Source organism: Arthrobacter sunyaminii (assembly GCF_018866305.1).
Classification (GTDB): domain Bacteria; phylum Actinomycetota; class Actinomycetes; order Actinomycetales; family Micrococcaceae; genus Arthrobacter_B; species Arthrobacter_B sunyaminii.
In genome coordinates this window covers 591,943-606,784 of the sequence record NZ_CP076456.1, presented here as the reverse complement: position 1 = coordinate 606,784, position 14,842 = coordinate 591,943, and the positions used below count along the sequence as shown (strand labels likewise).

Annotated in this window: 12 protein-coding genes; 6 read left to right on the top strand and 6 right to left on the bottom strand. The window is 64.8% G+C overall.

From position 1 onward, the window contains the following. Positions 1-57: 57 nt before the first annotated feature. The 3 genes from KG104_RS02755 to speB all read right to left on the bottom strand — a co-directional run bounded on the left by KG104_RS02755 (position 58) and on the right by speB (position 3,463). Positions 58-555: a MarR family winged helix-turn-helix transcriptional regulator gene (locus KG104_RS02755; protein ID WP_146068532.1), complete on the bottom strand. Its 498-nt coding sequence runs from the start codon at positions 553-555 to the stop codon at positions 58-60. A 184-nt stretch (positions 556-739) separates the two neighbouring features. Further along, entirely contained in the window at positions 740-2,497 is a 1,758-nt protein-coding gene (locus tag KG104_RS02750) for a thiamine pyrophosphate-binding protein (protein WP_207348532.1), read from the bottom strand. Next, positions 2,498-3,463 carry an agmatinase gene (gene speB, locus KG104_RS02745; protein ID WP_207348531.1) on the bottom strand — a complete coding sequence of 322 codons (966 nt, stop codon included), beginning with the start codon at positions 3,461-3,463 and terminating at the stop codon, positions 2,498-2,500. A gap of 162 nt (positions 3,464-3,625) precedes the next feature. Between speB and KG104_RS02740 the strand changes: the two genes are divergently transcribed. Next, a complete protein-coding gene (locus tag KG104_RS02740; protein ID WP_104162145.1) occupies positions 3,626-5,317 on the top strand; it encodes an FAD-dependent monooxygenase in 1,692 nt (563 codons plus the stop codon). Positions 5,318-5,327: 10 nt separating this feature from the next. On the opposite strand, the gene KG104_RS02735 is transcribed toward KG104_RS02740, so the two are convergent. After that, entirely contained in the window at positions 5,328-5,903 is a 576-nt protein-coding gene (locus tag KG104_RS02735; protein WP_104056147.1) for a helix-turn-helix domain-containing protein, read from the bottom strand. A 221-nt stretch (positions 5,904-6,124) separates the two neighbouring features. On the opposite strand from KG104_RS02735, the gene KG104_RS02730 reads away from it, so the two are divergent. Then, positions 6,125-7,639 carry a sodium:solute symporter family protein gene (locus KG104_RS02730; protein WP_207348530.1) on the top strand — a complete coding sequence of 505 codons (1,515 nt, stop codon included), beginning with the start codon at positions 6,125-6,127 and terminating at the stop codon, positions 7,637-7,639. A gap of 36 nt (positions 7,640-7,675) precedes the next feature. Here KG104_RS02730 and KG104_RS02725 read toward each other — a convergent pair whose 3' ends face one another. Together KG104_RS02725 and KG104_RS02720 are read right to left on the bottom strand one after the other, a co-directional pair. After that, on the bottom strand, positions 7,676-8,833 hold the full coding sequence (locus KG104_RS02725) for an AI-2E family transporter (protein ID WP_104056143.1): 1,158 nt from the start codon (positions 8,831-8,833) through the stop codon (positions 7,676-7,678). Between the two features lie 68 nt (positions 8,834-8,901). Then, positions 8,902-10,656 carry a long-chain-fatty-acid--CoA ligase gene (locus KG104_RS02720; RefSeq protein WP_237688649.1) on the bottom strand — a complete coding sequence of 585 codons (1,755 nt, stop codon included), beginning with the start codon at positions 10,654-10,656 and terminating at the stop codon, positions 8,902-8,904. A gap of 378 nt (positions 10,657-11,034) precedes the next feature. On the opposite strand from KG104_RS02720, the gene KG104_RS02715 reads away from it, so the two are divergent. The 4 genes from KG104_RS02715 to KG104_RS02700 all read left to right on the top strand — a co-directional run bounded on the left by KG104_RS02715 (position 11,035) and on the right by KG104_RS02700 (position 14,554). Next, positions 11,035-12,159, top strand: a complete 1,125-nt coding sequence (locus KG104_RS02715; RefSeq protein ID WP_207348529.1) for a VIT1/CCC1 transporter family protein — start codon at positions 11,035-11,037, stop codon at positions 12,157-12,159. 9 nt (positions 12,160-12,168) lie between these two features. Further along, complete coding sequence (locus KG104_RS02710) at positions 12,169-12,996, top strand: aldo/keto reductase (protein ID WP_207348528.1); 828 nt, start codon at positions 12,169-12,171, stop codon at positions 12,994-12,996. A gap of 101 nt (positions 12,997-13,097) precedes the next feature. After that, positions 13,098-14,042 (top strand): DUF6507 family protein, encoded by a 945-nt coding sequence (locus tag KG104_RS02705; protein WP_207348527.1) that lies wholly within the window; start codon positions 13,098-13,100, stop codon positions 14,040-14,042. Then, a complete protein-coding gene (locus tag KG104_RS02700) occupies positions 14,039-14,554 on the top strand; it encodes a hypothetical protein (RefSeq protein WP_207348526.1) in 516 nt (171 codons plus the stop codon). Before KG104_RS02705 ends, KG104_RS02700 begins: the two co-directional genes overlap by 4 nt. Positions 14,555-14,842 lie beyond the last annotated feature (288 nt).

Here is a 14,842-nt window from a genome sequence, read left to right as displayed (position 1 = left end):
GGACTTTGGCCGGCGCGGACTTGGTACTTTCTGCGGTAGTGGTTCTTTGCGACTCTGTCACTTAGTTTTTTCTCCTGCCGGGATGGGCGGTTGGATGGTACCCGGCTTCATTGCGCGGATGGCTGTTTGCAGGCTCTCCGTGAGCTTGGTCAGGGATTCACTGGCCGAGAGGGCTTCTTCATCGGTCCAGTGCTCGAGCATGTCCTGAAGCAGTGCTGCCCGGCGGTGCATCTCGTCTGAGACCGCTTGGGTTCCAGCCGGAGTCAGGCTGATGAGGTAGGCCCGGCCGTCATCAGGGTGCGGACGGCGGCAGACGTACCCCATGGTGACAAGTTCGGAGAGATGCCGGCTGAGCCCGGCGGTTCCGATGCCGAGCTTTTCTGCCAGCTCGGTGGCACGGATCTCTCCGTGGTCGCCAATTATTCGCATGACGCCCTGCAGGGCAGTGCCCGGGCTCCGGGGATCGGCGCCTTTCTGCGCGACGCAGCGGAGCTGGCGCTGGAGCCGGAATATGAGCGTGATTAATTCTTCAGCTGATCGCTGGTTTACTGCCACGGAACACCTGTCTGGAACATTGTTGTTTGCCTCAGGCAACGATACGACTATTGATTGCCTGAGTCAACGAACTAAATGAACCGGGTCAACTGCGGCCGTGAACCACGCAGAATGATCTCCGAGCAGGCGAAGCAGGGCTGCCCTTCAACCACAGGTGAAGGGCAACCCGTTCGACGTCAGTCCGTCAGTCCGCCAGATGAGTCGGAGCGAAAAGTCCGATGGTCGCTTCAACCACCACCACGTTGGGCCCCTCGCCGGCAAACGCTTCTTCCAGTGCCGCCTGTACGCCGTCGGGCGCCGTTCTCCGCGCCGGAACACCGAAGGACTCGGCCAGCTTCACAAAGTCAGGACCGGCAAGTTCGGTGGCGGTGGCCTTGCCGAACGCCTCAACCATGTATTCGCGCAGGATGCCGTAGCCGCCGTCGTCGACAATCAGCCAGGTGACGGGCAGGTTGTGCTGCCGGGCAGTGGCGAGTTCTGCGATGGAATACATGGCCGATCCGTCGCCGGAGACTGCCAGGACCCGCTCCCCCAGTCCGACGGCGCCGCCGATGGCTCCGGGATACCCGTAACCCAGGCCGCCGGCACCCTGGGCGGAATGGAACTGGCCGGATTTGGCGTCCCAGCAGCTCCACGCCCAGTACGCGGCAATGGTCATGTCCCAATAGGTCTGCATGGAGGCGGGAACGGCTGCCCGGATGTCAGCCATGAACTTCCGTTCCATGTCCAGATCCTGGCTGTCCAGACGGTCAGCCACCTGTGCCAATGTCCGGGCTACCAGCTGCTCCGGGGTCTGTCCGTTCCAGTCCGGCTCCTTCCGCGGAGAATCGGCGAGCACGGAACCGAGCGCCTCATCCAGTGCCGCGAGGGCCTGCCCGGCATCGGCGCGGATGCCGAGGGCCGGCCGGTTGGATTCCAGCACCCGGGGCTCGGCATCGATCTGGATAATCCGGCCGCGCGGCTGCAGCGTGAAGTAGTTGGACGTGACCTCGCCCAGCGACGAGCCGACGACGACCAGGACATCGGCGTCTTCGAGGACATCGGTGGTGTGGCGGTCCTCGATCCAGGATTGGAGCGACAGCTCATGGTTCCAGGGGAACGCTCCGTTGCCGCCGGGGGTGCAGATCACCGGCGCGCGCAGTTTCTCCGCCAGCGCCAGCAGATCAGCTTCCGCTTTGCCGCGGCGGGTTCCGCCACCGGCAATAATCGCCGGACGTTCCGCAGCGGCAAGCCACCGCACCGCTTCCTTCACCAGCTCGGTCCGCGGCGGATTATCAAAGGGCTCTGCCAGCGCATCTTCGACTGCGGGGACCATCACGGGGTTCAGCAGGACGTTCTGGGGTATCTCGAGCCATACCGGCCCCATGGGCGAGGAGATGGCCTCCGTCCACGCATCCTGGATGGCCGAGGGAATGCCCGAAGCGTGCTGGATGAGGCGCTGGCTCTTGGTGACGTTGGCCGCCGAAGCCTTCTGGTCATCAAGCTGATGGAGCATGCCGCGGCGCCGGGCGCCCAGTCCCTCGATGGGAATCTGGCTGGCCACCACCACCATGGGCACGCCGGTGGCATAGGCCTCCTGCAGCCCGGCGAGCGCTGTCAGGGCTCCGGGACCGGTGGACAGGAAGACAACTCCCACCTGGCCGGTGGCACGCGAGAACCCGTCGGCGGCAAAAGCGGAGTTGTTCTCCACCCGCGAGGACACAAAGCGGAGGCTGGAACGGGACAGGGCGTCGAACAGGCCCAGCGCATGCTGTCCGGGGATACCGAAGACGGTGGTGGCACCGAGCGCGGCAAGGGTTTCCACCACCAGGTCTCCGCCGTTGCGCACCGGCGGGGCGCCGCCGGGCAGCACGGCTTCCTCGGACAGCAAAGTGTTCGGGATTTCCTCATCGCGAACGTGGCGCGTTGTGCCGGGCGCTCCGCTCTGGCCCGTCCCGCTCATTTACGAAAGTCCCATGAGGGTGATCAGGTCATAGGCCACATGGGAGGCGGCCACCGCGGTGATGTCGGCGTGGTCATACGCGGGAGCAACCTCAACGATGTCGGCGCCCACCAGGTTCATGCCGCGCAGGCCCCGCAGGATTTCCAGCAGCTCGCGGCTGGTCATGCCACCGGCTTCAGGGGTGCCGGTTCCGGGGGCGTGGGCAGGGTCCAGGACGTCAATGTCCACCGAGATGTACAGCGGACGGTTTCCGATCCGGTCCCGCAGCTTGGCAACCACTTCATCCACGCCCTGACGGAAAACATCGGAGGACGTCACGATGCCGAAACCAAAGCGGCGGTCATCCTCCAGGTCCCGCTTGCCGTACAGCGGTCCACGGGTACCCACGTGTGAAATAGCTTCGGTATCGAGGATTCCCTCCTCCACCGCCCTGCGGAACGGAGTACCGTGCGTGTATTCAGCACCAAAGTAACTGTCCCAGGTATCCAGGTGGGCATCGAAGTGCAGCAGCGCCACGGGCTGGCCTGCACGCTCGGTAGCTGCACGCAGCAGCGGAAGGGCAATCGTATGGTCTCCGCCCAGGGTGAGGAGCTTGGACCCGCCCGCGGTCAGATCCAGCGCGTTTGCCTGGATTGACTCGATTGCTTCATTGATGTTGAACGGGTTGACTGCCATGTCACCTGCGTCCGCCACCTGCAGGTTCTCGAACGGCGAGGCATCCTGCGCCGGGTTGTACGGACGCAGGAGCCTGGACGCCTCACGGACATGGTTGGCCCCAAAGCGGGCGCCCGGACGGAAAGAGACACCGGTGTCAAAAGGCACTCCCACCACGGCAACATCAGCGTGCTGCACCTGGTCCAGCCTGGGCAGGCGGGCATAGGTGGCAGGTCCGGCATAACGCGGCACCAGCGCCGCATCAACAGGTCCGAGGTTGCCGTTGGCGGTAATGCGCGGCGGGTTCTGCATGCTGTTTCTCCAAATCCGGGCCGGCCGGAATCCGGCCTGCCCTGGGCTACGCACCCGGCACACCGACTTCCGGCGGTCTGGAATGCGTTGCCTGTTAGGCATCAAGTGTTTCCCATGAGGCTAAAGTGGAACGTGGGCCGCCGTCAAGACTAGGCTGTTCCTATGGCGGCTCAACAGCACAGTGCGGACAGTACCTACGACGTCGATGTCCTGATCGTGGGCGCCGGCCCAACGGGGCTGGCCCTGGCGGCCCAATTGGAGAGCTTCGGGACGAGTTTCCGCATCATTGACCGCAGCCTCACACGCTCAGAGCAGTCGCGTGCGCTGGCGCTGCAGCCGCGGACCCTGGAAGCCCTTCGGCCTTTCGGGATCAGCTCAGCACTAACGGCAGCGGGCCATTCCGCGCGCGGACTCCTCCTCCACCTGCCCGATCAGACCGTCCCCGTTGACCTGTCCGACGCAGGCATTGAGGATTCCGAATTCCAGCACCTGCTGTTCCTCTCCCAGGCGGAAACCGAACACGCCCTGGCCGCGCACCTGTCCGGCCGCGGAATCCGGGTGGAACGCGGGGTTGAACTGCAGGATTTGGAATTCCTGGACACGGAAGATCCGTTCGCCGGAGTGGAAGCCAAGATCCAGCGCATGGACCGGGGCATCGAACGCATCCGGGCCCGCTACATTGTTGGTGCGGACGGCGCGCACAGCACGGTTCGCTCCAAGGCAGGCATGGACTGGCGCGGCAGCGGCTATCCCGGCACCTATGTGCTGGCCGACCTCGAAGTTGACGGTGCGGAACCGGGCCACATGCACGCCTACCTCAATGAGGACGGCTTTATGTTCCTGTTCCCGCTGGGCCGCCCCGCAACGTGGCGTCTGATCGCCATCAAGGAGGACGGCGACCCGGCGCAGGCAACGCTGGAGTCCCTGCAGAAGACTGCGGACAAGTTCTCCGGCGGGGCACTGACCCTGCGGGATCCCCAGTGGATCAGCGATTTCAAACTCTCCCACCGGATGGCCGAATATTTCCAGAACGGATCCGTCTTCCTGGCCGGGGATGCCGCCCACCTCCACTCCCCCGTTGCCGCACAGGGCATGAACGCCGGCATTCAGGACGCCTTGAATCTTGGCTGGAAACTGTCGCTGGGCGCACGCGGTCTTGCTTCCGAAGAGCTGGTGGACAGCTATGACGCGGAGCGGCGTCCCGCGGACAAAGACATACTGCAGTTCACCGACCGCATCTTCCGCCTGGCCTCGTCCAAGAACGGCCTCCTGAAGCTGCCCCGCACCAAACTCCTGCCGACCCTTGCCCCCAAGGCTTCCGGGTCTAAATCGCTGCGTTCACGGTTGTTCCGTACGGCTTCCCAGCTGGATACCCAGTACCGCGGCAGCGACATGGTGGACACCGGAGACAGCCGCCTTCCGGCATTCCTGACCGCCGGACCAAAGGCCGGAGACCGGTTGCCGGACGCGGTGGTCCTGGAACACGGACGCGAGCGGCGCCTGCATGAAATCCTCGCAACGCCGGGCTTCCACATCCTCCTGTGCGGTCCGGGGTGGCCGGCGGACACCCAGCTGCGAATCCATGACGCCCTTGGGCGACTCTCCCCGTGGCTCAGCGTCCAGCGCCTGAATGTGGGCAGCCGGCTGGCAGCGGCGGATCCCTCGGAAATCCAGGACGTGAGCGGACTGGCCTTTGAACGCCTCGGACTCAGCGTCCGGCGTCCGGAGATCCTGGTGGTGCGTCCGGACGGACACATCGGATTCCGTTCCCAGGGGACAGACGTCACCGGCGCAGTCCAGTACCTGGACCGGCTGACAACTCCGGCCGCGGGCAATCTGGCCGCCGCAGTCTAGCCCGTCCGGGTCAGCTCGCCGACGGACTAACCAGCGTCCACAGCACCACGGCCTCTTCATCCGCAGGATTGCGCCATGAGTGCGGTTCCTGGCCGGGAAAGGTTACGGTGTCCCCTTCGGAGAGTTCCATGGTTTCTCCGGCAAACTCCAGCACAAAGCGCCCGCGGGCAACGTGGAGTACTTCCACGTCGCAATCCACGGAGTAGAGCTCCGTCTCCCCGGAGCCCCTGGGCTCAATGACTGCGCGGATGACCTGGATTCGGCGTTCGGCACGCGGCGTCACCAACCGCTCCGTGATCCCCGTGCCGCCCAAATGCACTGACGGTGCATCGCGCCAGCGCGTCAGCTCCGTTGCCGGTGCAGTGAACAGGTCTCCGATGGAGATCGACAGCACCTGGCACAGCGTGAGCAGGGAAGCCACCGACGGCGATGTCAGGTCCCGTTCCACCCTGCTGAGGAACCCCTTCGTGAGACCCGTGGCACCGGCCACCTGCTCGATGGTCATCCGGCGGGCCTGCCGTGCCAGGCGGATCCTCGGCCCGATGGCCACCGGGGCATTGGAGGGCTCTACTGGCAAGGCCTTCATGACGGAAAATGTCCTCTCATTCTTCTTACCTGCGGAAAAGCCGCCGGTTCCCTCTTCCGAGCATATCGACTGCGGCCCAGCGCCCAGTCCCGCCCTGCGCGGCACCAAGTAACAACTGCCGGAATCATTGACGGCGGCACCGCGCTGAATTAGCCTACGGGACAACATAAGTTTACTTGGGGGCATTTTGCTACCAAGTCTGGCGCAACGGCAGGAATTTCATGGAACACCTGAATACCGTCATCGTGGTGGCCTACCTCGCTGGCATGCTGGCCTTCGGCTGGTGGGGAAAGTCCCGGACCAAGAATGTCAGCGACTATCTGGTTGCCGGCCGCCGTCTGGGCCCGGTTTTCTACACCGGCACCATGGCCGCCGTGGTCCTGGGCGGAGCCTCCACTGTGGGCGGAGTGGGCTTGGGCTACACCTACGGGATCTCGGGGATGTGGCTGGTGGTGGCGATCGGTGCCGGGGTGCTGCTCCTGAGCCTGCTTTTTGCCTCCACTCTGCAAAAGCTGAAAATCTACACCGTCTCGCAGATGCTCACCCTGCGCTACGGAGTCCGGTCCACGCAGGTCTCCTCCATCGTGATGCTCGCGTACACCCTCATGCTGTGTGCAACGTCGACGGGGGCCTATGCGACCATCTTCGTGGTCCTCTTCGGCTGGGAGCGGTGGGCAGCCATCGCCGTGGGCGGCGCAGTTGTGCTGGTCTACTCCACCATCGGCGGAATGTGGTCCATCACCCTGGCCGACATGGTCCAGTTCATCATCAAGACCGTGGGCGTCTTTGCCCTGATGCTGCCCTTCACCCTCAATGCGGCAGGCGGCCTGGACGGCATCCGGGAGCGCGTGGGAGCCGAGTTCTTCAGCCTCACCGGCATCGGCGCCCAGAGCATCATTACGTATTTTGTGGTTTATACCCTTGGTTTGCTGATTGGACAGGACATCTGGCAGCGGGTCTTCACCGCCCGCACCCCGCTGATCGCGCAGTGGGGCGGCACCGCTGCAGGCATCTACTGCATCCTGTACGGGGTGGCCGGAGCAGTGATCGGCATGGCCGCCAGCGTGGTCCTGCCCGCCGTGGCTTCCAAGGACGACGTCTACGCCGATGTTGCCATCAACATCCTTCCGGTGGGACTGGGCGGCCTGGTCCTCGCGGCGGCCGTCGCTGCCATGATGTCCACAGCCTCCGGCGCACTTATTGCCGCCGCTACCGTGGCCCGTACCGACGTCGTTCCCTTTGTCACCGGTTGGGTCCGCGGACGCGGCACCGCTGCACCCGCTGAGGCAGAAGGAAACCCCGAGCATTTGGTGGCTCAGAACCGGGCCTGGGTGTTGGGCCTGGGCCTTGTGGCCATCGGCCTGGCCATCGCGGTCCAGGACGTGGTGGCTGCCCTGACCATTTCCTATGACATCCTGGTCGGCGGCCTCCTCGTGAGCATCCTCGGCGGCCTCACGTGGAAGCGGGGCACCGGATTCGGCGCGGCGCTGTCCATGGCCGCCGGCACCGTGGTCACGCTGGGAACCATGGCCTTCCTGGAAATCACTGCGGAACAGCAGTACGACGGAATCTACGCCAACGAACCCATCTACTTCGGGCTGCTGGCCTCGGCCGTCGCCTACATTGCCGGTTCGCTGCTCACGCCCCGCACCGACGACGTCGTGATGCGGGCCTGGGAGGACCGGGTAGCCGGCCGCTGGACGGACACCGACGCCGAGACCGCACCGGTAGCCTGAGGCGCCGCCCCCTGCACGGCTCGCCCAGGCCGAAAATCAGTCCTGGGCAGCCGCGCCGGCGGATTCCGCTTCCTCCGGCTCGGGGAGTTCGGGGACTTCCTCCGGATCGCCGTCGTCCTCTCCGATCCAAACTTTGATAATCGCCCAGGAAACCGCAGCGATGGGAACGGAGAGGATGGCGCCAACAATTCCGGCCAGAATTGTGCCGGCCGTCAGCGCCAGCAGAATCACCAGGGCGTGAATGCTCAGGGTTCGGCCCATCACTACCGGCTGCAGGAAGTTTCCCTCCAGCTGGTTCACGGCAATAATCACGATCACCACGATCAGTGCCACGAGGGGCCCGTTGGCCACCAGGGCGATCAGGGCCGCCAGCACGCCCGCCGCCGTGGCTCCCACCAGAGGAATGAAGGAGCCGACAAAAACAATCACGGACAGCGGCAGTGCCAGCGGCACCTGCAGGATGAACAGAGCCGCGCCGATGCAGATCGAGTCCACGGCGGCCACAATGGCCGTGCCCCGGACGTACCCGCCCAGAACCTCCATGGCCCGGGTACCGGACAGGCGCGCCTTCTGCAGCCGGTCCCCGTGGAACCAGCGCAGGACAAATGCCCAGATCTTGTCCCCGTCCTTCAGGAAGTAGAACAGCACCACGGCCAGCAGGATGAACCCCGTGATGAAGTTTGTGGCCGCACCAATGCCGGCCAGGGCGCCGTTACCCACAGCCGAGCTGGTGGCAAAGCTGATCGCGGCGTCACGGGCGTTTTCAATTGCGGCGGTGTCATGCGGGATGGGGCTGTCCTGAATGAATTCATACAGCTTGTTGAACCCGTCCACGGCCTGGTCCACCAGCGAGCTCCACTCGCTGCGGATGGCAAAAACGATGCCGGTGATGAGTCCGCCGAACACGATGAGCAGGAGCAGGAAGGAAACCCCGGTGGCGAGGGCGCTTGGCCACCCCTTGCGGCGCAGCCAATTCACGAACGGGGCAATGGCTGCGGCCAGAATCAGGGCGAGCAGCACGGGAATGACCACGAGGGTGATCTGCAACAGCCCATAGATGGCGACCACCGCGAGGACGAGCACCAGAAGGATCTGGGCGGCGCGTTGGGCAGCGTGGCCCAGGGAGCCGCTCCAGTACCGCTGAGGTGGTTCCCCCACGGGCCCGCGGTGCTGGGGGGACGGTGTTGTGGACATATCCTTGGTCTTCCTGTTGGCGGAACCGGTGAAGGAATTACTCGGGTGTTGCCTCTACTGTGTTGCCGCTACGGTGCAGTTGTGCCGTCGGTCGAGGCAGCGGACTCGGTCAGGCTGTCCCGGACGTGCCGGCGCAGCACCTTGCCGATCAGCGAGCGTGGCAGATCGGGAATCTGAACGATCCGGCGCGGCACCTTGTAGGCTGCCAGCTCTTTACGGACATACTCGCGGAGATCTTCGGGCTTAAAGTGTGCATCCTCCTTGAGGACCACGGCGGCTACGACGTCCTCTCCGCCGCTGGGCCTGCCAATGCCGACGACGGCGGCTTCGGCAATGCTGTCATGGCGCTTCAGCGCTTCCTCCACCTCGGACGGGGAAACGTTGAAGCCACCGGTAATGATCAGTTCCTTGATCCGGTCGCGGATCGTGACGAAGTGATCCTCGTCCACGGAAACGATGTCACCGGTGCGGAACCAACCGCCGTCCAGCAGGGCCGCCTGGGTTTCCGTCGGCTTGTTCCAGTAGCCCTGGAAAACCTGGGGGCCGCGGATCAGCAGCTCGCCTTCCTGTCCGGCCGGCCGGTCCACGGTGGGGTCTTCCGGATCCACCACACGGATATCGGTCAGGGGGAACGGCACCCCCACCGTTCCGGGCTTCCGGGTGGGTCCCATCGGGTTGCCGATGGCAACCGGTGACGTTTCGGTCAGCCCGTACCCCTCGATCAGGTAGCCGCCGGTGGCTTCCTCCCAGGCCTGGACGGTTGCAGGCGGAAGGTTCATGGCGCCCGAAATCGCGAAGCGCACGCCCTTCAGGGAAACTCCCTTTTCCTTGGCCCCGGCGGCAATACGGTCATAAATCGGCGGAACGGCGGGCAGGAAGGTGGGCGGCGACTTCTTTGCGGCGTTCAGCACCAGGTCCACATCGAATTTGGGGAACAGGACAAGCTTCGCGCCCAAGCTCATTGCGAAGGTAAGGCACAGCGTCAGGCCGTAGGCGTGGAACATGGGCAGGACGGCGTAGAAAGTTTCCTTGCCCGGGCGCAGCCCGGGCACCCAGGCCCTGCCCTGCGCGGCGTTGGCCATCAGGTTGGCGTGGGTGAGCATGGCACCCTTGGGGGCGGCCGTGGTGCCGCTGGTGTACTGAATTGCTGCGAGGTCCGATGCCGCAGGCCGGGGATGCCGGCGCCGCAGCGGACGGTGGTCCAGCAGCTTTTTCCAGGCGACGACGTTCCGCGATCCGCTGCGGGGCGTCCTGGAAACGGTCAGGGCCTCGCGGGCCTTGCGCGCCGCCGGAACCGGAAGCTTAAGGGCCAGCCGGTTTTTCAGCGGCATGCTCTCGATGAGGTTCACCGACACGATGCTGCGCAGCGGGATGTCTGTCGGCATCGCCTCCAGCCGATCCACTGCCTTGTCCCACGCCACAGCAACCGTGGCACCGTGGTCCTCGAACTGGTGCCGCAGTTCCCGGTCCGTGTACAGCGGGTTGTGCTCCACCACTACGGCGCCCAGCCGCAGGATGGCGTAGAACGCCACGATGTGCTGCGGGCAGTTCGGCAGCACCAGCGCCACGCGGTCGCCCTGCTTTACGCCCAGCTTCTTGAGTCCGGAGGCTGCTTGGCGGATTTGTTCGCCAAGGGCTTGATAACTGGTGGTCGCTCCGAAGAACTCCAGGGCGGTTTTGGACCCGTATTTGCGAATTGACTGCTCCACCATGTCCACAAGGGACCCTTCCGGAAGGGACAGATTCGTGGGAACCCCGGCGCCGTAGTGGCGCGTCCAGGGCCGTGGGTATTCGGCAGGGACTGTTGGTGTATGCGTAGTCACGTCCTCGACTTTAGCCGTTGGCCGGAGAGCTCCCGTCCCACGCCCGCCCATTCCGACACCATTGTCTGCTGTTGCCTGCATCCTGTCTTCCTCGGGTTGCACTTTAGTTCTCCGCTACACTGATAGGTCGAAGGGGAGTAGCTCCGGCCCTCCCGCAGAATCCATAGTAATGAACTCAGTCAGCTGTCATTAATTGCCGCTGGTTGATGCGTTCACCGGATCCGCGGAGCAGCCGAGGTCTGTCGACATACTGGCCGCCATGTGGCCCGGCATGCCACCCGGTGTGTTCAACGCACGGGCGAGCGAGACCTTCGGTCAGTTTCGCCATCAGCTGACCGGAGCCTCCCAAACGCTCCGGTCCCCGTACCAGGAGCAGTGTTGAACACCCACCCCGAAGCCGAGCGCTCGCCCCAGCCCCGGCCGCCGTCGTCGTCCGACCTCAAACGGTGGCGTCAGTACCTTGCCGACGAACGAGCGGAAGCCGACACTTACCGTTACCTTGCCGAACGCCGCGACGGCGAAGAACGCGACATCCTGCTGGCCCTGGCCGAAGCAGAAGGCCGCCACGAAGCCCACTGGCGGGAGCTGCTGGGTGAAGAGGCCAACCGGAGAACCCGCGCGTCCCTGCGCAACCGTCTGCTCGGATTCCTGGCCCGGCGGTTTGGATCGGTGTTTGTCCTGGCGCTGGCCCAGCGGGCCGAAGGCCGCTCCCCCTACGCTCAGGATCCCAACGCCACGAGCGCCATGGCCGCCGACGAACAAATCCACGAGGAAGTAGTGCGGGGCCTGGCCACCCGCGGCCGCAATCGGCTCTCCGGCAACTTCCGGGCCGCCGTGTTCGGCGCCAACGACGGGCTGGTGTCCAACCTCGCCCTCGTGATGGGCATTGGCGCCACCGGCGTGTCCAGCGGCTTCATCCTCTTCAGCGGCTTGGCCGGCCTCCTGGCCGGCGCGCTCTCCATGGGAGCGGGCGAATACGTCTCCGTACGTTCCCAGCGCGAACTCCTCGAAGCATCCCGTCCCACCCAGATCACGCTGGCCGCCGCCAAATCCCTTGATATTGATGCCAATGAGCTGGTGCTTGTCTACCGGGCGCGGGGCATGTCTCCGGAAGCCGCAGAACACCGTGCGGCCGAGCGCATGGGCCTGTACAGCTGCGACTGTGACCCGAGCTTCTCGCTAAATCCCGAAGCTGCCGTGGAGGGTGTGGACGAGCATGAAACGGTGGGCACCGGGATCGGAGCCGCAACCTCCAGCTTCTGTTTCTTCGCTTCCGGCGCCATCATCCCGGTCCTGCCCTACATTTTCGGGCTCACCGGACTGACCGCCGTCATCATGTCCTGCGTTCTCGTAGGCCTGGCCCTGCTCATCACGGGCGGCGTGGTGGGTTTGCTGTCCGGCGCCTCACCCCTGAAGCGGGGACTGCGCCAGCTGGCGATCGGCCTGGGAGCAGCCGGCGCCACGTACCTGCTGGGCATGCTGTTCGGCACCGGCGTGGCCTAGGCTTCCCCCATGAATACTTCTGTGCCCCTCCTCCCGCTCCGCAGCGGCTCCCTCATCCCCCAGATCGGACTGGGAACCTGGCCCCTCGACGATGATCAGGCGGCGAGCGCTGTGGAAACCGCCATCAGTCTGGGCTACCGGCATTTTGATACCGCAGAGAACTACCGCAATGAGAGGGGTGTGGGTGAGGGCCTGCGCCGCAGCGGCCTGGACCGCGCAGAAGCTTTCATCACCACTAAGTTCAACAAGGAATGGCACAGTTTCGACGGCGTTCGCCGGGCAGTGGAGGCGGCCACCCAACGGCTGGGAACGGACTATGTGGATTTGCTGTTGATCCACTGGCCCAATCCCGCACAGGACACTTATGTGGACGCTTTCCGAGGTATGCGGGCCGTCCAGGAGGAAGGCCTGGCCAAAGCCGTAGGCGTCTCCAACTTCAAGCCCGCCCATCTGCAGACGCTGGCCGATGCCGGTCTGGTTCCGGAAGTGAACCAGATCCAGCTTGACCCCTACCGGCCGCGCAGGGATGTCCGGGAGGCCAATGCCAGGCTCGGAACGCTGACCGAGGCATGGAGCCCGCTGGGCAAGGGCAGCCGGCTGCTGGAGGATCCCCTGCTCGGCACACTTGCCGCCAAATACGGCAAGACACCGGCACAGGTGGTGCTGCGCTGGGATATCCAGTCCGGCATCGTGACCATCCCCAAGTCCGCCAACCCGGAACGGATGGCGCAGAATCTGGACATCTTCGATTTTGAGCTCGATGACCAGGAGATGACAGCGCTGGACACACTGGAAACTGATGCTCCAGTGACCGATTCGGACGTCTTCGGCCACTAGCTCCGGGGTTTTCCACAGGCGGGAAGCTCCCGTATCCGAGGCTAACCGGACCGGTTAGATTGAGCTGACCGGCCAGCCGCCGGGCATCGGAAGGGGAACTCGTGGCCGCCTACAACATTGACACCGCTGCGGTCATGGCTGCCCTGCAGGACACGGAAGCAGAGCTCGCTTCGCTGGTCACCCAACAAACAGATCTCCAGGGCGGGGTGGACGCGGTCACAGCCTCGCTCGGCGTCAGCCCGGTGGCACGGGCTTTCACTAACTTTGCGGCCGAAACGCTGTTCCATGACCTCCGCTCCGGATTGGTCAGCTCGGACCGCGCCGTTCAGTCCGTGAAGGCTGCGGTTGCCGAGTACGTCGCCGCCGATGAGGAGATGCGCAGGCGCGCCGAGGCAGCGGCAGCAGCTGTGCCGGCTGCCGGTTCCGGCAACCCGGGGAAAACGCTGCCCGCTGTACTTCCCGGGGCCGTGCCGGAGGCCAGGCCGCGTGTCGAGCCGGATCGAGGTTCGGTGGTTCCGCCCGCTGTGCCCTTGCCCCGGCCTTTGCCGTCACCGCCCCCGGGCAAAGAGCCGGAGCCGGAACGCGGAGCTGTTGTGCCTCTGCCCGGACCGCCGCCCTGGAAGCCCGTCTGGCCGCGGAAGCCCCTTCCCGTCCTGCCGAACCCGCTGCTGAGAATCCCGTACTGGTGGATGCAGCTGCCGTGGTGGCGGCGTCCGCCGTGGTGGCTGGGCCCGCCACGGTGGATGCGTCCTCCGTGGTTCCCCGGGCTGCCCCGGTGGCCCCACGGGCCCGGCATACACAGATCTCCCTGGCTCTGGGGATTCTGGCCGGTGCCGGGCTGCCCCTGTCCGCATCGGCTGCCGGACGTGGGCTTCCTGCCTCCTCCGGATTATTACTACCCCCTTGTCCCGCTGGAGGTTCCCCGGGTGGGCACAGAGCTGCCCGTCGCGCAGATGCTGATTGGCCGCCAGACCATACCCGCCGACGCCGAGACTCCGGCTGAATACGATGCCGGCCCCGGCAGCCGAAAGTGGGGACTGACATGAGCACCTCCATCGACCTGACGGCTACGGCGGGCTTGCCGGCCCCCTCGGAGCTTGAGGAAAGCGCAGCGGCCATCCTGCACCGAGGTTCCATCATCAACGATTCCCTTCAGCGGGCACATGCCAGGTGGTCGCTTTTGGCCGATGCCTATGAAGCCCCCGAACAGTTTCAGGTCCGCGGCGGCATGGACCTGCCCCGCACCGCAGGGGAAGCAGTACTGCAAGCCGCCTCCCATGCAGCCTCGGCACTGAGGGCCTTCGCGGGCGCTGTCGAAGAAATCCACCGGAAGCGCCTTGAGCTCCAGGCCGAAGCCGGTGAGCTTCTGGAGGAGAACAACTGCCCGGCGCCAACCGGCGCTTTGCCTGCCGGAAACGGCCCGCCCAGTCTTCCCGTGCTCCTTCTACAGAGCAGAGCAGACCAATTGGCACTGGAACTGAGCGCCGCTGAAGATGAGTGCATGCGTGCCTTGGCGCGGTTGGAGCGCAGCCACGGTGCCGCGCGGCGGGGACTGTAGCGGGCGGGGTTCCTGCCTCTGATTTACCTGAGCTCCCGATCACAAAGGTGCTGTGTGTTTCCACACCCCGCCCCCGGCCGAAATCGGCACAGGTCCGCGGTTGTGAGCCTTTTTTGGGCAATTTCCGGACAATTTTACTCCTGCGCAATTTGACTTGAATGTACAACCGGGAAAGCCTAAGAAGGACTACGCATCACTACGTATCAGGTGCGGAAGAAACGCAGAAGAGGGGCAGCGTCGCTTTCATCACCCGGTAAAAGCCATGCCCGCAGAGTTTATGCCTGCAAA